The 19,708-nt window shown below is 70.6% G+C and carries 13 protein-coding genes; 7 read left to right on the forward strand and 6 right to left on the reverse strand.

What is annotated here, in order from left to right; all coding sequences use genetic code 11:
* The 3 genes from VNW53_RS04050 to VNW53_RS04060 all read left to right on the forward strand — a co-directional run.
* On the forward strand, nucleotides 1-2,886 hold a 2,886-nt coding region (locus VNW53_RS04050), incomplete at its 5' end, for an efflux RND transporter permease subunit (protein WP_325553797.1).
* The gene (locus tag VNW53_RS04055; protein ID WP_325553798.1) at nucleotides 2,879-4,087 is read left to right on the forward strand and encodes an efflux RND transporter periplasmic adaptor subunit; all 1,209 of its coding nucleotides are present in this window, start codon (nucleotides 2,879-2,881) and stop codon (nucleotides 4,085-4,087) included. The genes VNW53_RS04050 and VNW53_RS04055, both read left to right, overlap by 8 nt.
* 5 nt (nucleotides 4,088-4,092) lie before the next feature.
* Complete coding sequence (locus VNW53_RS04060) at nucleotides 4,093-5,493, forward strand: efflux transporter outer membrane subunit (RefSeq protein ID WP_325553799.1); 1,401 nt, start codon at nucleotides 4,093-4,095, stop codon at nucleotides 5,491-5,493.
* Between the two features lie 77 nt (nucleotides 5,494-5,570).
* Here VNW53_RS04060 and VNW53_RS04065 read toward each other — a convergent pair whose 3' ends face one another.
* The 6 genes from VNW53_RS04065 to VNW53_RS04090 all read right to left on the reverse strand — a co-directional run bounded on the left by VNW53_RS04065 (nucleotide 5,571) and on the right by VNW53_RS04090 (nucleotide 15,011).
* Nucleotides 5,571-6,215, reverse strand: coding sequence for a PEPxxWA-CTERM sorting domain-containing protein (locus tag VNW53_RS04065; RefSeq protein WP_325553809.1), 645 nt, complete (start codon nucleotides 6,213-6,215; stop codon nucleotides 5,571-5,573).
* Nucleotides 6,216-6,476: 261 nt separating this feature from the next.
* Entirely contained in the window at nucleotides 6,477-7,841 is a 1,365-nt protein-coding gene (locus VNW53_RS04070; protein WP_325553800.1) for an amidohydrolase family protein, read from the reverse strand.
* Nucleotides 7,841-9,304 carry an amidohydrolase gene (locus VNW53_RS04075; protein ID WP_325553801.1) on the reverse strand — a complete coding sequence of 488 codons (1,464 nt, stop codon included), beginning with the start codon at nucleotides 9,302-9,304 and terminating at the stop codon, nucleotides 7,841-7,843. Before VNW53_RS04075 ends, VNW53_RS04070 begins: the two co-directional genes overlap by 1 nt.
* A 111-nt stretch (nucleotides 9,305-9,415) precedes the next feature.
* Nucleotides 9,416-12,118: an adenylate/guanylate cyclase domain-containing protein gene (locus VNW53_RS04080; RefSeq protein ID WP_325553802.1), complete on the reverse strand. Its 2,703-nt coding sequence runs from the start codon at nucleotides 12,116-12,118 to the stop codon at nucleotides 9,416-9,418.
* Nucleotides 12,119-12,229: 111 nt separating this feature from the next.
* Nucleotides 12,230-14,143: a glucans biosynthesis glucosyltransferase MdoH gene (gene mdoH, locus VNW53_RS04085; protein WP_325553803.1), complete on the reverse strand. Its 1,914-nt coding sequence runs from the start codon at nucleotides 14,141-14,143 to the stop codon at nucleotides 12,230-12,232.
* Nucleotides 14,144-14,273: 130 nt separating this feature from the next.
* Entirely contained in the window at nucleotides 14,274-15,011 is a 738-nt protein-coding gene (locus VNW53_RS04090) for a DUF998 domain-containing protein (RefSeq protein ID WP_325553804.1), read from the reverse strand.
* 368 nt (nucleotides 15,012-15,379) lie between these two features.
* Between VNW53_RS04090 and VNW53_RS04095 the strand changes: the two genes are divergently transcribed.
* From VNW53_RS04095 to VNW53_RS04110, 4 genes are all read left to right on the forward strand, one after another.
* Nucleotides 15,380-16,294 (forward strand): hypothetical protein, encoded by a 915-nt coding sequence (locus VNW53_RS04095; protein ID WP_325553805.1) that lies wholly within the window; start codon nucleotides 15,380-15,382, stop codon nucleotides 16,292-16,294.
* Nucleotides 16,269-18,419 (forward strand): adenylate/guanylate cyclase domain-containing protein, encoded by a 2,151-nt coding sequence (locus VNW53_RS04100; RefSeq protein ID WP_325553806.1) that lies wholly within the window; start codon nucleotides 16,269-16,271, stop codon nucleotides 18,417-18,419. Before VNW53_RS04095 ends, VNW53_RS04100 begins: the two co-directional genes overlap by 26 nt.
* An 11-nt stretch (nucleotides 18,420-18,430) precedes the next feature.
* Nucleotides 18,431-19,375 (forward strand): M48 family metallopeptidase, encoded by a 945-nt coding sequence (locus VNW53_RS04105; protein ID WP_325553807.1) that lies wholly within the window; start codon nucleotides 18,431-18,433, stop codon nucleotides 19,373-19,375.
* A gap of 93 nt (nucleotides 19,376-19,468) precedes the next feature.
* Nucleotides 19,469-19,708, forward strand: a 240-nt coding sequence (locus tag VNW53_RS04110) for a hypothetical protein (RefSeq protein ID WP_325553808.1), incomplete at its 3' end; no start/stop codon positions are given.

Consider the following 19,708-nt stretch of genomic DNA (forward strand, 5'->3'; position numbering starts at 1 on the left):
GTCGACATCCGCACCGCGACGGCGCAGGTCACCGCGACCGCCCAGAACTCCATCAAGCAGATGCCGGCCGGCGTGACGCCGCCCCTGGTGCTCAACTATTCCGCCGCCACCGTGCCGATCCTGCAACTGGCGGATTCCGACAAGACGCTGTCCGAGCAGAAGCTGTTCGACCTGAGCCAGGTAGTGATCCGGCCGGTCCTCACCACGGTGCCGGGGGCGGCCACGCCCTATCCCTATGGCGGGCAGCTACGCCAGATCCAGATCGACCTCGACCCGCAGCTTCTGCAATCGAAGGGCATCTCGGCCAACGACGTGACCAATGCGCTGGCGGCCCAGAACCAGATCCTGCCGGTCGGCTTCGTGAAGATCGGCTCCTACCAGTACAACGTCCGCCTCAACGACGCCGCCGACACGATCAACGACCTCAACAACCTGCCGATCAAGACGGTGGGCGGCTCGACGATCTTCATCCGCGATGTCGGCCAGGTGCGCGACGGGGCGCCGCCGCAGACCAACATCGTCCACGTCGACGGCGGACGCGCGGTGCTGTCGACCGTGCTGAAGACCGGCTCGGCCTCGACGCTCGCGGTGGTCCAGGGCGTGAAGGACAAGCTGCCGGGCCTGGCCGAGCAGTTGCCGTCCACCTTCAAGATCACCGCGCTCAACGACCAGTCGCTGTTCGTGAAGGGCGCCATCTCCAGCGTGGTCAAGGAAGGCGCCATCGCCGCGGCGCTGACCAGCCTGATGATCCTGCTGTTCCTGGGCTCCTGGCGCTCGACGGTGATCATCGCGGTCTCGATCCCGCTGGCCGTCCTGGCGGCCATCGCCGCGCTCTCGGTCAGCGGTCAGACGCTGAACATCATGACCCTGGGCGGCCTGGCGCTGGCCGTCGGCATCCTGGTGGACGACGCCACCGTCACCATCGAGAACATCAACTGGCACCTGGAGCAGGGCAAGGACGTCCGCACCGCCATCCTCGACGGCGCCCAGCAGATCGTCACCCCGGCCTTCGTTTCCCTGCTCTGCATCTGCATCGTCTTCGTGCCGATGTTCCTGCTGAAGGGCGTGGCCGGCTTCCTGTTCGTGCCGATGGCGATGTCGGTGGTCTATGCCATGATCGCCTCCTTCATCCTGTCGCGGACGCTGGTTCCGACCCTGGCGATGTACCTGCTGAGGCCGCATGAGCCGGCCGACCACGGCGACGGGACGCGCAATCCGTTCACCCGCTTCCAGCGGCGCTTCGAGACCGGCTTCGCCCGCGTGCGGTCGGTCTATTCCGGCCTGCTGGAGCGGGCCATGGGCGCGCGCCGGCCGTTCCTGGTGGGCTTCATGGCCATCGTGCTCGCCTCCTTCGCGCTGGCGCCCTTCCTGGGCAGCAACTTCTTCCCCTCGGTGGACGCCGGCCAGATGACCATCCACGTCCGCGCCCCGGTGGGCACGCGGCTCGAGGACACCTCGCTGGAGTTCCGCCGCATCGAGGGCACGATCCGCCGGACCATCCCGGCCGATGAGCTCGGTTCGCTGGTCGACAACATCGGCATCCCGAACAGCTCCATCAACATGGTCTATTCGAACTCCGGGGTGATCGGTCCGCAGGACGGCGACATCTACGTCAGCCTGAAGCCGCGCCACCATTCGACCGCGGCCTATGTGAAGACGCTGCGCGAGGTCCTGCCGCGCGACTATCCCGGCACCGTCTTCGCCTTCCTGCCGGCCGACATCGTCAGCCAGATCCTGAACTTCGGCTCTCCGGCGCCGATCGACCTGCAGGTCTCCGGCCCGAACGCGGCGGCCAACCGGGCCTACGCCAACATGCTGCTGCGCAAGATCACCCAGGTGCGCGGCCTGGCTGACGTGCGCATGCAGCAGCCCGAAGGCGGCCCGGAGCTGCGGGTCGACGTCGACCGCTCGCGGATCGCCCAACTGGGCCTTTCCGAGCGGGACGTGACCAACAGCCTGGTGACCACGCTGGCGGGCAGCTCCCAGGGCGCGCCCACCTACTGGGTGAACCCGCAGACGGGCGTCTCCTACCCGATCGTGGCGCAGACGCCGGAATACCGGCTGTCGTCCCTGGCGGGCCTGGAAAGCGTGCCGATCAACGGCTCGAACCCCGGCGCCAATCCGGCCCTGATGCTGGGCGGCCTGGGCGTCATCACCCGCGACAGCGCCCCGGCGGTGGCCAGCCACTACAACGCCCAGCCGGTGATCGACATCTTCGCCACCACCCAGGACCGCGACCTGGGCTCGGTGACCGCCGACATCAACAAGATCCTGAAGGACGCCGCCAAGGATCGGCCGAAGGGCGCCACCGTTACCCTGCGCGGGCAGATGGTGACCATGAACGACGCCTTCTCGGGCCTGTTCTTCGGCCTGATCGCGGCGATCGTGCTGATCTACCTGCTGATCGTCGTGAACTTCCAGTCGTGGCTCGACCCGTTCGTGATCATCACGGCCCTGCCGGCGGCGCTCGCCGGGATCGTCTGGATGCTGTTCGCCACCGGCACGACGCTGTCCGTGCCGGCGCTGACCGGCGCGATCATGTGCATGGGGGTGGCGACCGCCAACTCCATCCTGGTGGTCAGCTTCGCCCGCGAACGGCTGGAGGCCACCGGCGACGCCGTGCGCGCCGCCACCGAGGCCGGCTTCACCCGCTTCCGCCCCGTGGTCATGACGGCGCTGGCCATGATCATCGGCATGGGGCCGATGGCGCTGGGCCTCGGCGAAGGCGGCGAGCAGAACGCGCCCCTGGGCCGCGCCGTCATCGGCGGGCTGATCTTCGCCACCATCGCCACCCTGATGTTCGTCCCCGTGGTGTTCAGCCTGGTGCATGGACGCCGGGCCCACGCGGTCGCCCCTGCGCCGGTCTCCGGAGAATCCTATGCCTGATTCACCCTCCCCCGAGGCGACGTCCCACGCCGCCGTCACCCCCGTGGTCGCCCATGTCTCCAGCGGCCGCCTGAAGCTCGCCGCCCTGGTCGCCGGCGGGGTCGCCGCGGTGGTCGTGGTCGGCGGCCTGGTCAGCCGCGTCAGCGCCGACCAGCGCCAGAAGTCCTGGACCGAGCAGCAGGCGATCCCGACCATCGGCCTGGCCAAGGTCGACGGCGGCGGCACGCGCGACCTGGCCCTGCCGGGCGACGTCCAGGCCTTCTACACGGCGCCCATCCACGCCCGGGTCTCGGGCTATCTGAAGCGCTGGTACGTCGACATCGGCGCGCCCGTGAAGGCCGGCCAGGTGCTGGCCGACATCGACACGCCGGACCTCGACCAGCAGGTGCTGCAGGCCCGCGCCGACCTGGCGACGGCCCAGGCCAACCAGGGCCTGGCCGCCACCACCGCCCAGCGCTGGCAAGGCCTGGTGGCCGCCGACGCCGTCTCCAAGCAGGAGGCCGAGGAGAAGTTCGGCGACCTGGCCGCCAAGAACGCCCTGGTCAATTCCTCGCGCGCCAACCTCAACCGCCTGCTGGCGCTGGAGTCGTTCAAGAAGATCACCGCGCCCTTCGCCGGCGTGGTCACCACCCGCTCCACCGACATCGGCGCCCTGATCAGCGCTACCGGCGGCCCGACCGATCCGGCGCTCTTCACCGTCGCCGACCAGCGCAGGCTGCGGATCTATGTCCGTGTGCCGCAGAACTACTCGTCCCTGGTCCACAAGGGCCAGACCGCCGACCTGCGGGTGCCGGAATTCGTCGGCCAGGCCTTCACCGCGGTGGTGGCCAACAGCGCCCAGTCGGTCGGCGCGCAGAGCGGCGCCGAGCTCGTCGAGCTGCAGATGGACAACCCCGAGGGGCGCATCAAGTCGGGCGACTACGCCCAGGTGACCTTCCGCCTGGCGTCCCCGATCACCACGACGCGCATCCCGGTGACCGCCATCCAGTACCGCCACAACGGCCCGGTGGTGGCGGTGGTGGGGCCGGACAACCACGTGAAGATCCGCTCCGTCGTCGTCTCGCGCGACCTTGGCTCCACGGTCGAGATCGGCTCCGGCCTCGGGGCCAGCGAGCGCGTGGTCGACAATCCGCCGGAGTCGCTGGCGGACGGCGACCTGGTGCGTATCGCCGGCGCTTCGGCCCAGAAGGCGGGAGCTTAAGGCCCATGCCCATCGCAAGGCTGTTGCTGACGGGCGCGGCGGCGCTGGCGCTGGCCGGTTGTTCGCTGGCGCCGGCCTATGCGCCGCCGGCCACGCCGGTGGCCGCCGCCTTCAAGGAGCAGGGCCCCTGGACGCCCGCCCAGCCGGCCGACGCCCAGCCGCGCGGCCAGTGGTGGGCGATGTTCTCCGATTCGGTGCTGGACGACCTGGAAGCCCGCGCCGAGAAGGCCAACCCCGGCCTCGCCGCCGCGGTCGCGGCCTATGACCAGGCCCGTGCGTTCGCCGCCCAGGCCCGCGCCGGCCTGACCCCCGAGATCGACGGCAGCGCCGCGGCGCAGCGCAACCGGCGCTCCGACAACGCGCCGCTGCGGGTCGGCGGGCCGAATTCCTATTCGAACAACCAGGCCGGCGTCTTCGCGGCCTATGAGGTCGACCTCTGGGGCCGCCTGCGGAACCTGGCGGCCGGCGCCGGCGACCGCGCCCAGGCGAGCGCGGCGGACCTTCGCTCCATGCGGCTGTCGCTGCAGGCCGACCTGGCCGACGACTACCTGACGCTCCGGGGCCTGGATTCTCAGCTTCGCCTGCTGCGGACCACGGCGGCCGCCTATCAGCGCGCCCTGGACCTGACCGTGATCCTGCACAACGGCGGCAACGCCACCGGCCTGGACGTGGCGCGCGCCGAGACTCAGCTTTCCACCGCCAAGGCCCAGATTTCCGACGTGGTCGCCCAGCGCGCGCTGATGGAGCACGCCATCGCCGCCCTGGTGGGCGAGAGCGCCTCGAACTTCAGCCTTCCGGCCGTCGACAGGGCCCTGCCGCAACCGGTGGTGGCGGTCAGCGCGCCCTCGGTCCTGCTGCAGCGCCGGCCGGACATCGCCGCCGCCGAACGGCGCGCCGCGGCGGCCAACGCCGACGTGGGCGTGGCCCGCGCGGCCCAGTTTCCGTCGCTGGTGCTGGACGGCTCGGCCGGCTGGCAGAACGCCGGCGCCGGAAGCCTGCTGGCGGCCCCCAACACCTTCTGGATGTTCGGCCCGCAGCTTCTGGGGCCGATCTTCGACGGCGGCCGGCGCCGGGCCGGCGTGCAGGCCTCGCGCGCGGCCTTCGACGAGGCGAGCGCCAACTACCGCGGGGTGGTGCTGAACGCCTTCCGCGACGTGGAGGACCAGATGGCGCTGGCCAACCGCCTGGCGGCGGAGGCCAAGGACCAGACCGACGCGGTCACCGCCGCGCGGCGCAGCGTCGACCTGGCCAACATCCGCTATCTCCAGGGCGTGGCGACCTACCTCGACGTGGTGACCGCACAGACCGCGGCGCTGACCGCCGAGCAGTCGGCGATCCAGCTCAACACGCGCCGCCTGCAGGCCAGCGTGAACCTCACCCGCGCGCTCGGCGGCGTCTGGAGCTGAGGCCAGACGCAGGACGGCCGCCGGTCCTTCGACCGGCGGCGCGCCAAGTCATGCAGCAGATTGAGCTCGTCGCCGGTCTAGGCGGCCGCGAGCGCATGGCGGCGACGTGTACGGAGCACCGCGCCGAGACCGCCGAAGCCCACGAGCATCATCGCCCAGGTCGCCGGCTCCGGCACGCCGGGAGGCGCGTTGCCGACGCCGCCGGTTCCGCCGAGCGCGAAGCCCTCACCGTCATTGGTCGTGGTGACGACGACCCTGGTGATCGACGGGGCGGAGAAGTCCAGGTACGGAATCGTGCCCTCGCTCACCAGGTCGTTGTTCGCGTTGTAGGACACCGAACCCAGGTTGGTCAGGCCGTCGAAGGCGGTCATCGTCGCGGTATAGGCGCCCGACAGGTTGGCCTGAGCTTCCAGGTGAAGGATGCTGGTGACCGCCGTGCCGAAGTCGATGGTCACGCCCCCCGATCCGAACCCGTCGAACAGGATGGTTTCGCCATGGGCGAATTCCCCGTTCCAGTTGGTCCCCTCCTTGTACTCCGTAAAGCCGCTGTTCGGCCCGTTGATCGTGAAGGTGACGCCGTCGAACGTCAGCCCGGTCGCACCATTCGCGACATTGGTCCCGACAGGACCGAACTGCGCGAAATCGATGGAATCAGCGAAGGCGGGGGCGGCAAGGGCCGCGAGCGCCACAGCCGCCGCGGCGGCGACAAAATGCAACTTCATCGTATGCAAGCCCCTAATGTTTCAACACGGCATTAATCTCTTTACGCCTTGAAGCTTGACCGCAAGCGGATTCGCCTAACGCGGGTATTTTGGAATGCGCGGCCGGCGCGTTGCTCGCCGGTCCGGCGGTCCGCTTCTCGGGTCGCATGGCCGCACCGCCGCGGCTCCGGCTGACTTGAATCATGTCAGCGGACAGGGGCGTCGGCGATGTCTGAAGCCATCTCTTCCCCTCAGGTTGATCCAACCCGAGGGGGATGGGCTCTAGGGGTGGGTGTAGCCCGGCGGCAGGGGCCGGCCGAGGTCCCTGTAGCGGTCTCGCAGCTCGATCTGGCGCGAGGTCATCGGCTGCGCTTCGCCGTGGATGAAGACCGCGGTCGGCTGACTGAGCGGCTCGAAGGGGTCGCCGGTCCAGATCACCAGGTCGGCGTCCTTGCCGGGCTCGAGGCTCCCGGTGCGATCGGCGACGCCGAAGATCCGGGCCGGATTGATCGTCACCGACGCCAAGGCGGCGGCGTAGGACATGCCGTGCGAGACGGCGTTGCCGGCGCCATAGCGGGTCTCGCGCACCCGGGCCGAGCCGCCGGTGGACTCAAGCGCCACGGTCACGCCCGCGGCGGCCAGGCGCCCGGCGTTGTCCATGGTCGCAGCCAGCTCCTCATAGCTCTCCGGGCGGTCGTTCAGCGGATTGAGCAGAACGGGCGCGCCGGCCTTGGCGATCTCGCCGGCGACCATCCAGCCTTCCTCGGCGCCTTCCAGGATCACCTTCACATGCTCCTCGCGCGCGAAGGCCAGCACCTGGCGGATATCGGAGGCGCGGCGGACCACGGCCACGATCGGCATCCTGCCCTCGACCACCGGGACCAGGGCCTCCAGGTCGCCCCTGGAAAGCGCCAGGTCGCGGTAGCCGGCGCGCTCGTAGGCGGCCTTGTTCTTCATATAGGCGCGGACGTCGGCGAGGGCCTCCTTCAGGGCCACGATCTCCGCGCCACGCGCCCCGCCGGCGACGCCCGCGCCGGCCCGGCCGAAGGGCACGACCATGGCCACCTTGGCCTTGGTCAGGATGGTCTCGTGGCCGGACAGGTCGATGACCGCGCCGGTCCCCGCGAACAGGGCGTGGGACTTGGAGCCCTCGCCGCCGGGGCCGGCGGTGTATTTCGACGCGTCGTCGTCTTCCTGGTCATAGTCCTCGCCGCCGCGACCGCCGACCGGCAGGGGCAGGACCACGGCGCTGGTCAGGCCGCCCAGGCGGGCCACGGGCAACAGTCCGGATTCCGGGTTCAGCCCATACTGGATGTCGAAGGACGCGCCGATCGCCGGGTTGTTGACCGACAGGTCGTTGCCGAGCGAGCCTACCTCCACCGCGCCCAGCAGGGAGCCGGTGGCGAAGAAGCCGGGGGCGACCACGCCGCCGTGGGCGTCGATCACGCGGGCGCCGGCGGGGGCGGCGACATTGGCGCCCACCGCGGTGATCTTGCCGTCCTTGAACACCACTGCGCCGGAGGCGATCTCGCCGGCCGGTCCGGCGGTCAGGATGCGGGCGTTGGTGACGGCGACGGTCTCGGCCTGGGCGGAGACGCCGATCGCCAGGGCCGCGAGGGCGCAGGCGCCGAACAGAACCTTGCGCATCAGCGGACTCCTTCGCCGGGCTGGCCGAGGTCGAAGTCCGAACGCGGCTGGTAACGCGGATCGCGGCGGTCATAGGCGACGGCGCCGTCCAGGTAGACCCGCTCGGTGCGGGCGTAGATCGAGAACGGGTCGTGGTCCCAGATCACCAGGTCGGCCCGCTTGCCGGGCTCCAGGCTGCCGGTCTGCCGCTCGACCCCGATCGCCTTGGCGGGGTTGGAGGTGATCCACTTGATGGCCTCGGCCTCGGTGATCGCCAGGCCCGCCGCGCGGCCGGCGGCCAGGGCCTCGGCGGCCTCCTGGTTCAGCCGCTGGATCAGGTCGGGGTCGTCGGACTTGATGACCGCGCAACCGCCCTTGGCCGCGTTGACCAGGGCCGCGTTGGCCTCGATGCCGTCCAGCATCTCCATCTTGCCGCCCCACCAGTTGGCCCAGGTGGCGACGCAGATGTGGTTCTCGGCCAGCAGGTCGGCGATCTTGTAGGCCTCCACCGCGTGGTGGAAGGCCGCGACGTGGTAGCCGAACTCCTTGGAGATATCGATCATCTGGGCCATCTCGTCGGCCCGATAGCAGTGGTTCTCCACCAGGATCTCGCCGCGCAGCACGCCGGCCAGGGTGTCGAGGCCCAGGTCGCGCTTCGGCGGATCGGCCTTCTCGCCCTTGGCGACCTTGGCCCGGTAGTCGTCCCAGCGCCGCTGGTAGTCCGCGGCGTTGATCCAGGCGGCGCGGTAGCCGGCGACGTTGCCCATCCGCGTCGAGGGGGCGCGGCCCTTGGAGCCGTAAACCCGCTTGGGATTCTCGCCGCAGGCCATCTTCAGGACGTAGGGCGCGTCGGGGAACTTCATGTTCTGCACCGTGCGGGCGGGAATGTTGCGCAGCACGACGCCGCGGCCGCCGATCAGGTTGCCGGAGCCGGGCAGCACAAGGATCGTCGTCACCCCGCCGACCCGGGCGGTGTTGAAGCCGGGGTCCTGCGGCCAGACCGAGTGCTCGGCCCAGACCTCGGCGGTCACCGGATTGGTCAGTTCGTTGCCGTCGGAATTGGCCTGCACGGCGGGCGAGGCGTAGACGCCCAGGTGCGAGTGGGCGTCGATCAGGCCGGGCGTCACCCACTTGCCGTGGGCGTCGACGGTGTCGTAGCCGGCGGGGACCGCCAGGCCGGCGCCGACCGCCTCGACCTTGCCGTCCTTGACCAGCACCGTGCCGTTCTCGATCAGCGTTCCCGTGCCGGTGAAGACGCTCGCGCCCACCACCGCGGTGGCATGGCTGGGCATGGGCCGGTAGGTCGAGGGGAAGGCGTCGGCCCTGGCCAGCGGGTCGAGGCCCGGCGGCAGGGGCTTCGGCCTGGCCGGCGCCGAGGCCGGGGCCGCGCCGGCCTCGGCGCTCTTGGCCGGCGGCGCTGTCGTCGCGCAACCGCTCACCGCCGCAGCCGCGATCAACGCGACCGTCAACTTCCACAAACTCATGGAAAATGCCCTATCCCCGAGAACGAGCCGGGACGATAGGCCGAGCGCCGCCGCGGCGTAAACAGGCGCGACCCTAGAATCGACGTCACGCGGTTCGCCGGCGGGCGGCGCCTATTTCTCGGTCAGGTTCCAGACGCCGTCCCAGGCCTCGTCGGGGGGCGTCGTGGCGAGCAGGTCGCAGCGCTGCCGATAGACCGTGGCGGGACCGTCGGCCGGGTAGAGCTCGAGGGCGGAATCGAAGGCGCGCCGCGCCTTGCGCCAGTCGCGCGCCCGGTAGGCGGCGACACCCGCGGCGTGCAGCTCCAGCAGGCCCTCCACGCCAGGCTCGGCCGCCCGATAGCCGAGCGACTCGTAGACCGCGACCGGCCGGTCCTTGCCCTTCACCCGGATCAGGTCGATCTCGCGCAGGGTCGCGGGCTTCTTGAGGTCGCGCACGGTCATCTCCGACAGCAGGATCCGGGCGCTGTACTGCTTGGTGGCGCCCTCCAGCCGCGAGGCCAGGTTCACCGTGTCGCCGATCACCGTGTAGTCGAGCCGGCGCACCGAGCCGATGTTGCCGACCACCGTGGGGCCGGTGGAAAAGCCGATGCCGATGTCCAGAGCCGCCTGGCCGGCGGCGACGCGGCGGACGTTCAACTGGGCCAGCCGGCGCATCATCTCGTCGGCGGCGGCCAGGGCGTTGTCGGCGTCGTTGGCGCCCACCAGCGGGGCGCCGTAGAGCGCCATGATCCCGTCCCCCATGTATTTGTCGAGGATGCCGCCGTGCTGGAAGATCACGTCGACCATCTCGGTGAAGTACTCGTTCAGCAGGGACACCGTCTGGCGCGGCCCCAGCGCCTCGGCGATGGAGGTGAAGCTCCGCACGTCGGAGAACATCACCGTGACCTTCTGCTCCATGCCGCCCAGCTCCAGCTCGCCGGCCGAGAGGAGCTGATCGGCCACCTCCTTGGACATGTAGCGCGACATGGTGGAGCGGACGCGCTTCTCCTCGGTGATGTCCTCCAGGACCAGCATCGAGCCGATCTGGGCCTCGGTGGCGTCGATCAGCGGCATAGCGGTCATGTTGACCGAGGCCGCGCCGCCCTCGGGCCGCGCCAGCTCCGCGTCGATGGCCAGCGCCGTCTCGCCGGTCGCCTGGGTCTTGGCCAGGCTGTCGGCGATCCAGGCGTTGGAGCCGTGGAACAGTTCTTGAGCGCGGCGCTCGATCATCGCCTCCCGGGGCCGGCCGATCAGGGTCTGGGCCGCGTCGTTGGCGGTGACGATCCGGCCGTCGGCGTCGAGGGTGACGATGCCGTTCGAGGTGCTCTTCAGGATGCTCTCGTTGTAGTTCTTCATGCTGAGCACGTCGTCGAACAGCTTGGCGTTCTCCAGGCTCACGGCGACCTGGGCGGCGAAGGCCTTCAGCCGCGCCTCGTCGCGGGCCACGAAGGCGCCGTCGCGCTTGTTTAGCGCCTGGGCGACCCCGATCCGCGCGCCGGCCTTGTTGGTCACCGGCACGCACAGGATGCTGCGGGTGCGGAAGCCGGTGCGCAGGTCGATGTCGCTGTTGAACCGCGGGTCGGCGTAGGGGTCGGTGATGTTCTCCATCCGGCCGGAGGTGAACACCGCCCCGGCGATGCCGCTGGCGGTGGGCACCCGGATCTGGCGCCGCTCCATGCCGTCGGCGTAGAGGGTGAACAGCTCGTCGGTCTTCTCGTCGTAGAGGAAGAGCGTCGCGCGCTCGGCGTTCAGCAGCTGGGTCGTCGCCGTCATGATCCGGGCGATCAGCACTTCGAGCAGCAGTTCCCCGGCCAGGTCCTGGGTGACCTCCAGGATCTGCTGCTCCTGGCGCAGGGAATCCAGCATCAGGCCGAAGCCGCGGTTGATATCGGCGTATTCGTCGGTGCTCAGCACGTCGAGTTCGACGCCGTCGAGATGGCCGCTCTCCACCTGCCGCATGGCCTCGATCAGCCGCGCCGCCGAGCGCGAGACCTCCTGGGAGGTGAGGATCGCCATCAGGATGGCGCCCAGGGCGCAGGTCGCCACCACGCCCAGGGTCCAGACATAGAGCGAGACGATGTCGCCCGGCGGCGCGACGAAGCCGTGCTTGGACATCAGCCGGCTGAACTTGAACAGGAACGACGCGGCGAAGAAGACCAGGGGCAGGGCGCAGACGAAGATCGTCAGGAAAAGCAGCTTGTTGCGGAGCGGCACCGAGATCAGGCGGCCCTGCTGGTCGGCGGAAAGCGGGCCTTCGAGCGTCCGCGACAGGCGCGCCGCGATCGGCTCCATGGCGCGGCTCACCGCGAAATATTCGAAGATCGCGTGCGTGGGCGTCGCGAAGAACAGAACCAGGGCGGCGAACGACACGAGCTGCCAGGTCGCGACGCCCGCGTGGAAGATGGTGTTGACCACGAAGATCACGAACACCAGCGCTGCGGTCGCCGCCGGGCCATGCAGGCAGATCACCCGCATGGCGGAGAACTGCGGCAGGTTGAGCGCGCGGACCAGGGCCGCGCCCTTCGCTTCAAGGTCCGGCTGCTCGCCGCGGTCGAGCGCGCTCAGCACGGGCGCCAGGGGGGCGAGCTGGCGACGGATGACCATCACGTCGAGCGATGTGTAGAACGCCACGGTCGGGGCCACCGCGATCCAGAACATCATCCACTGCAGGCCCGTGAACTCCAGGCCCAGCAGGGCGAGGAGCAGGGTCACCAGCACGGCCACGAACGAGGCGAGGTGGTAGATCCACATCAGCCGCCAGAAGAGGGCGCGCCCGGAGTCGGGAACCCGGCGTTCGGCCTGTTCCGCGACGATGAACGGCGCGCGCGCGTTCACTGGTCCGCCTGACCCGCTTCGGCCGCAGCATGCCGCATGAACGCCCCTCTCCGACCCCCTCAGACTACGCCGCGTCGCGCGCGGCGCCCAGGCGGCGTTGGCGTGGCATGGTTAGCTCAGGATCGAGATCGCATCCTGGCCGGCGCCCGCGGGCGCCGGGCGCGGGTGGGCCCGGAACACGACCGGCGTGGCGCTGACGCCGAGGTCGTCGGGCGTGCGCAGCAGGTCGGCCATGGCGCAAGGCCTCGAGGTGAAGACCGCCAGCGGCGCGGCCAGCAGCAGCGGCAGGACGATCGGCGCGAAGCAGATCGAAAGGTCCGGCCGGACGCACAGGGCGGCCACGAAGCCGAGGCCGGCGGCCATCTGCCAGGCCATGGCCCGGAAGGCGTCGCCCCAGGCCACGCCGACCGCGTCGCGCTGTTGCGGCCGCCAGCCGATGTCGCGGCCGCGCAGGGTCATCAGCACCGACCGGGTGTTGGCCACCATCAGGACGGGCGCGAGCGCCGCGGAGAGCAGGATCTCGGTCCCCATGCCCTTCAGCACCGCCGCGGCGCCGCCGAACGCCCGGCGTTCGCCCGGGCGGCTCAGCACCAGGACGCACCCCAGGATCTTCGGCCCGATCAGCAGGACGCCCGACAGCAGGGAGGTCAGCATGAAGGGCGTGAAGCGCGGGTTCAGGAAGTACCAGAAGGAAGACCAGTCGACCGGATACCGGAGCTGCAGGGCTAGGCCGATGGCCAGGCCGGCGAACCACAGCGGCGAGGCGAGATAGGCCATGCAGCCCATGCCCATCTGGGCGCGGCTCAAGGGGTGCAGGCCCTTGGCGCCGATCAGGCCCAGGTGCTGCAGGTTGCCCTGGCACCAGCGGTGGTCGCGCTGGATGAAGTCCAGCAGGGTCGGCGGCGTCTCCTCGCAGCTTCCGTCGAGGGCGGCGGTGACGTGCACGGCCCAGCCGGCGCGGCGCAGCAGTGCGGCCTCGACCACATCGTGGCTCAGCACGTGGCCGCCGAACGGCTTGACGCCTTCGAGGATCGGCAGGCCGGAACTGGCCGCGAAGGCCCGGGTGCGGACGATGGCGTTGTGGCCCCAGTAGCTGGCCTCGGAACCCGCCCACCAGGCGAGGCCCGCGGCGGCGACGCGGCCGTACATGCGCACGCCGAACTGCGACATCCGCGCGAACAGGGTCGTGGCCCCGGTGATGGTGGGCGCGGTCTGGATCAGGCCCACGCCCGGGCGCCGCTCCATGGCGTCGACCAGGCGCAGCAGGGTCTCGCCCGCCATGGTGCTGTCGGCGTCGAGCACCACCATGAACGCATAGGCGCCCCCGAACCGGCGGACCCACTCGGCGATGTTGCCGGCTTTGCGCTCGGTGTTCTGCGCCCGGCGGCGCATGTAGAGGCGGCTGTGCGAGGTCAGCCTGTGCGACCGGTAGGCGGCGGCCTCGGCGGCGGCGCAGTCCTGGCGGGTGGAGTCGCTGAGCACGAAGATGTCGAAGGCGTCCGACGCCCCCAGGCGCGCCAGCGAGGCGTCGAGGGCGGCCAGGCGCGCGAAGGCCGCGGCGGCGTCCTCGTTGTAGAGCGGCATGAGCAGGGCCGTGCGCTGGGTCGGCAGGGCCGGATGCGGCGAGAAGTCCAGGTCGTCCTGCTCGCGCCCGCCGGCCAGCACGAAATGGCCGGCCGCGGCGGTGCAGAACCAGGTGGCGATGGCTCCCGCCAGGATGATGAAGACCGCGAGGCCCAGCGCCTCCAGGTCGTTGAAGCCGGCCCTGGCATAGAGGGCGTAGGGGCCGATCGCGATCAGGATGGTCAAAAACAAGGCGCCGCCGAAGACGGCGAGCCGCCGCCGGGCGACTCCAGGGGGCGAGGTGGCCGGTATCGCCTCAGCCAGGTCCGGCGCGTCCGCCTCGCCGATCGCTTGGCGCGGCATCGCCAGCGGCGCCTCAGGGGGCAGCCACGGCGCGGGCGGGACGACGGCGTCGGGGCCGTAGCTCAGGTCCTCCAGACGGCTCACCAGAGTGGTGGTCATAGGCCTCACGTCCCCCGGCCTCCCGCGAGAGGCGCCCGTCAGCGGTGTTGCGACGCAGCATTCTAGGGATTCGCGCACAATCAATCACGAACTTGTGAATTCTTCAAAGAGCTTGATCGCTGGGCGCCGCCTAGGCGGTTTTGCGCACCGATGACTCATGGCGCAGGCGGCGTTCGAGCAGGTAGGCCGCGACGCCCACCCAGCCCACGAGGATCACCGCGTAGCCGCGCTCCCACCACCCGACGTTGTCGTCGTTGACCAGGCTCGGGAACACCAGGTGCTTGGTCAGGACCGTCAGCACGGCCATGGCGGCGAAGGCCAGGCCCAGGAACCCCTTCAGTCCGGCCAGGTCGCGCCGCGGCCACAGCCCCCAGAGCAGCAGCAGCGGGGCCAGTTGGATGCCGAGCGCCAGATTGATCGCCAGGTGCCGCTTGTCCGGCCAGGGGTAGATCGCCGCCTGGGTGAGGCCGTAGCCTGCCAGGGCGAAGACGATCACGGTCAAGGCGCCGATCAGCCGGGCGCGGGTCAGGGCGACGATGGCCAGGCCGAACCCGCCGCCGGCCAGGGCGGCCATCACGCCGGCGACGAAAACCCCGGCGTTGAAGATCAGCGGCCGGCTGGCCGAGGCGCCGCCCAGCTCGCTCAGGTACTGCCGCGCGGGATTGAAGTGCGGATAGGCCGCCATGGCCGCGAGCGTCGAGGCGAGCGCCAGCAGGGGCGCGGCGACGCCGCAGGCGAGCATCAGCCGCCGGCGCCGGAACCGCGCAGGCGCCGCCTCGGTCAGGCTCGCCACCGGGCCCCCCGGCTCGGCGAGATCGGCGGCGAACAGGTCATGCTTCGCGTCATTGACGTCCCGGCCCAGGTCCACCCGGCCAAACTACAGGCGCAGCGGGCGGCGGGGCAATGAAGGCCGGGCGCGGCCCTGCGCATCGCCCGCCCGAGCGAAAGGCGCCCAGAACTCGGGCGGGACGCCCGGGCCGTGGGCATTTCGCCCCCAGGATGCGCAAAGCTGCGCCGTAGGGCTGGCCTGCGGGATCCGGCGGCCTCCAATGAGGGCGCGCCGGTGATGCGATTCGGTCGAGTGCTGACCGAGGTCCGTCGTCGTGGAGGCCGTCGCCGCAGCTCCCTTGGGGCGGCGGCCTCAGACGCCCGGCGGCCGCATCACGCCGTTCGCTTAACGCTCGAAAACGCCAACGCTTGAGGTAGAGTGCCCGCGGGTAGGCGCATCTGGCTCTGATGCAGATCAGGCGTGGGGCGATCATGGGCGGGACGGGACAACCCAGAGCGTTGGGGGTCGAGGGCGCGGGCGGGCGACTCCGGCGTCATGCGCTGCTCGCCGCGGCGCTTCTAAGCCTGGGCGCCGCGGCCCCCGCCGCCGCCGACCCGTTCGGCGCGCTGAAGAGCATGATCCCCAGCCTGCCGGGCGCCCGGCCGAAGACCGACCCGGCGGCTCAGGCGGGGCCGGCGCCTGCGGGCGCGCCGGCGCCGATGGGCATGCGCGAGGCGACGGCCGTCGCGCCGCTGCACGGGCTCGGCACCGACGCCGTGGCGGTGGTCGAGACGGCCTCGCCCGGCGCGCCGGTCCAGTCCATGGACTATGTCTTCGCCAAGCAAACGATCAATCTCGGCCCCTCCGGCAAGCTCACGATGAGCTATCTGACCGGCTGCCGGACGGAGGCGATCCAGGGCGGCGTGGTCACCGTGGCCCTCACCGGCAGCAAGGTCGCCGGCGGCAAGCTCACGGAAAAGACGACCCCCGGCTGCAGGGCGGCCACGCCCAAGATCCTGGCGTCCGCCTCCGAGGCCGGCGCGACGGTCAACCGGGTCACGCCGTTCAGCGGGGTCAACTGGAGCGAACGCGCGCTGAGGTCCTCCCAGCCGGTGTTCAAGTGGGACAAGGCCGTGGCCGTCGACTCCCTGCGCGTGAAGGACATGGACGCGGCGGGCGAGCCGGTCCTCTGGCAGGCCGCCATCGCCAAGGACTGGATCGCCTATCCGCCCACGGCCGCCAAGCTCTCGCCCGGGATGCCCTACAAGGCCGAGGCCCTGGCCGGCGACAAGGTGGTCGCCGCAGCCCTGTTCTCGATCGACCCGGCCCTCGACGTCGCGGACAGCCTGGCCAGTCGTGTCGTCCCGCTTTCCGCGCCTTAGGGACCTGCGGGCCCGCATCGGCCCCTGGCTTCGGCGTTACCGCCACCGGCTCGCCGCGGCGGTGGGGCTGGGGCTGGTCGCCGGCGCCCTGGCGACCCTGCCTCAGTCGCGGGCGTTCGACCTGCGCGGGCTCGACTTCCTCCTGCCGCTCCGCCACCTGGCCTATGGCCCGTTGTTCCCGCCGTCGCGCTCGGACGTGGTGATCGTAGCGGTGGATGAGCAGACCTATCGCACCGATCCGTTCTCCAACACGCCCAAGGTCGCCTGGACCCCCTATCTCGGCTACGTCATCGACGCGGTCGACGCGGCCGATCCCAAGGCCATCGGCCTGGACGTGATCTATCCGACGTCGCTGGACCGGCCCGAACTGCTGCGCGGCTACGACCGTCCGTTCCTCCTGTCGCTGCGCCGGGCCGCCGACCAGAACCGCCTGGTGCTGGGCGAGGCCCGCCTGTCCGGCGAGACCCTCGCGCCCTACCCCGGCCAGGTGCTGGCGGCGCGCGGGCAGGACAATCTGCGCATGCTCGACCTGAAGCTCGCCGACGACGACGTGGTGCGGCGCTACTGGCGGGCCTTCGCCAACCAGGAGGGCGGCGAGACCCCTTCGTTCGGCGTGGAGCTGGCCCGGCGCGCCGGGGCGCGGGCGCCCCGGGACGACTTCATCATCAACTTCAACACCGGGCCCGGCGACGTGCCGGTCTACAGCCTGGCCGACCTGTACGCCTGCGCCGCCGAGGGCCATGCCGACTATTTCCGCAAGGCCTTCGCCGGCAAGGTGGTGCTGTTCGGCGAGGCGGTCGACGTGGAGGACCGCTTCCGCAGCGCCAAGCGGCTGACCTGGGACGAGGCGTCGGACGCGCGCGCCGCGCCGGCCCGCTGCAAGATCGCCGCCGACCCCGCCCGGTTCGCGGCCGCGGTGAACCGCCGCTCGATGCCGGGGGTGATGATTCACGCCGCGGCCATCAACACCCTGACCAAGCACATGGCCCTGCGGCAGGCCGGACCCGGGGCCACCTTCGCCGTGGTGGCGGCGGCCACGGCCTTCCTCGCCGGGGCGTTTCTGTTCCTGCCGCCGGTGACCGGGGCGGCCGTGGGACTGGCCGCCCTGGCCGCCGAGCTCCTGGCGTCGGTGGCGGCGCTGAAGGCCGATATCGTGGCGCCGGCGCCCAGCCTGCTGGCGGCGGCGGTGCTCTCCTACACCCTGGTCTACGCCTACCGCTTCGTCATCGAGGACCGCGAGAAGCGCTGGATCCAGCACGCCTTCCGCCACTACCTCGCCCCGGCCCTGGTCGACCAGTTGCAGGAGAATCCCGACGCCCTGAAGCTCGGGGGCGAGGAACGCTGGGTGACGGTGATGTTCACCGACATCGCCGGCTTCACGACGATCAGCGAAGGCCTGAAGGAGACGCCTGACCGGCTGGTCGACCTGATGAACCGCTACCTGACGGTGATATCCGGCGTCATCGCCCGCCACGACGGCTATGTGGACAAGTTCATCGGCGACGCGGTGATGGCGGTGTGGGGCGCGCCGCTCAACGTCGAGAATGCGGAGCGCAAGGCGGTCGACGCGGCGCTCGAATGCCAGGTCGCGCTGGACGCGTTCAACCGCGAGGTCGTGATCGACTTCCTGCCGTCCGGGCGGATGGGCACACGGATCGGCCTGGCCACCGGCGTGGCGATCGCCGGCAACATGGGCTCGGCCGAGCGGCTCAACTACACCGTGACCGGCGACATGGTGAACCTCGCGGCCCGGCTGGAAGGGGCCAACAAGGAGTACGGCGCCTCGATCATGATCAGCGAGCTCACCGCCAAGGCGCTGGGCGAAGGCTATGTGCTGCGCCGCCTGGACCGGCTGATCGTCAAGGGCAAGACCGAGCCCATCGTCGTCTTCGAGGCGCTGGGCCGCCGCGACGGCGTGAGCGAAGAGGTTCTGGCGCGCGTCGCGGACTTCGAGCGCGCGCTCGGCCTGCACGACGCCAGGGACTTCGCCGCGGCCCTGGAGATCTTCCGCAAGCTGGCTTCGGTCGATCCGCCGTCGCGGGTGTATGCTGAGCGGTGTGAAGCCTATCTCGTGACGCCGCCCCCGGCCGACTGGCAGGGCGAGTTCGCACTGAAGACGAAATGATGGGGGACATCATGCGCGACACACCGATCGGCCGTCGGGGCCTGCTGGCCGGAGCCGCCGCCGGCGCGGCGCTGGGCGCGACGCCCGCCCTGGCCCAGTTCCCGAGCTTCGGGAGCATCGGCGGGGGCGATATCGGCAACCTGGTGGGCCAGGTCTCCGGCGTCCTGGCCGGCATGACCTTCACCGAGGCCGACGAGATCGCCATGGGCGAAGGCTACTACGAGCGCTTCATCGACCAGTCCGGCGGCCTCTACAATTCCCGCGTCGACCAGGAGGCGCTGCAGCGGTTCGCCCAGCCGGTGATCGCCACGACCCGCCGCGCGGGCCTGCCGTGGCGGATCGTCCTGATCGACAACGACACCGTCAACGCCTGGGCGCTGCCGGGCGGCAAGATCGCCGTCTACAAGGGCCTGCTCCGCTACGTCGCGACGCCGGAGGAACTGGCCGCGGTGATCAGCCACGAGGTGGGCCACGCCGAGCTCAGCCACGGCGCCGCCCAGATCAAGAACAAGCGCTTCACCCAGGGCATGTCGAACATCGCCAAGCAGCGCATCGTCGACCACGTCGCCGCCGGCAAGACCGGCGCGGTCGGCGCCCTGGTCACCAACGAGTTCCTGACCGCCCTGGAAGGCCCGATCTTCGACATGATCACCGGCGGCTATTCGCAGGACCTGGAATACGCCGCCGACGGGCACATCGTGGGGGTCTTCCACACCATCGGCTACGACACCGCCCGCGCCACGATCTTCTACAACACCATGCTGCGGCTGATGCCGCCGGGCACCAAGGCCACGACGTCGCTCTACGCCACGCACCCCGGCACCAAGGACCGCATCAAGCGGCTGGAGAAGGCGATCGCGGCGGACAAGTCGCCCATGGGCTCCAACGTCGGCCACCCCGGCTGGGCGGAGCTGAAGACCTCCTTCCCCACCCGGACCCGCTTCCGCCTGGCGTAGTTCCTATCCCGCCCGAGCGGCTCCGGCGATCGACTGTCGGAAATCTGTCGCATGCGCTTCCTATGAGAAACGCTTCCAGTCTGGAGAGTTTGCATGCTGAACCGCTTCGCCCTGTCGTGCGCCGTCTTCGCTATCGGTCTGGCCGCCGCTGCCCCGGGGGCCACCGCCCAACCGGCGCTCGCCGTCACCGGGAAGATCGCCGGGCCCGACGGCGGCTGGGACTACGCCACCTTCGATCCCGTCCACCGGCGGCTCTATGTCAGCCGCACCGACGGCGTCATGGCCGTGGACACCGACACCGGGAAGGTGACGCCCAAGCTCGTGGACGCCCAG

The organism is Phenylobacterium sp. (genome assembly GCF_035569475.1).
Lineage (GTDB): Bacteria > Pseudomonadota > Alphaproteobacteria > Caulobacterales > Caulobacteraceae > Phenylobacterium.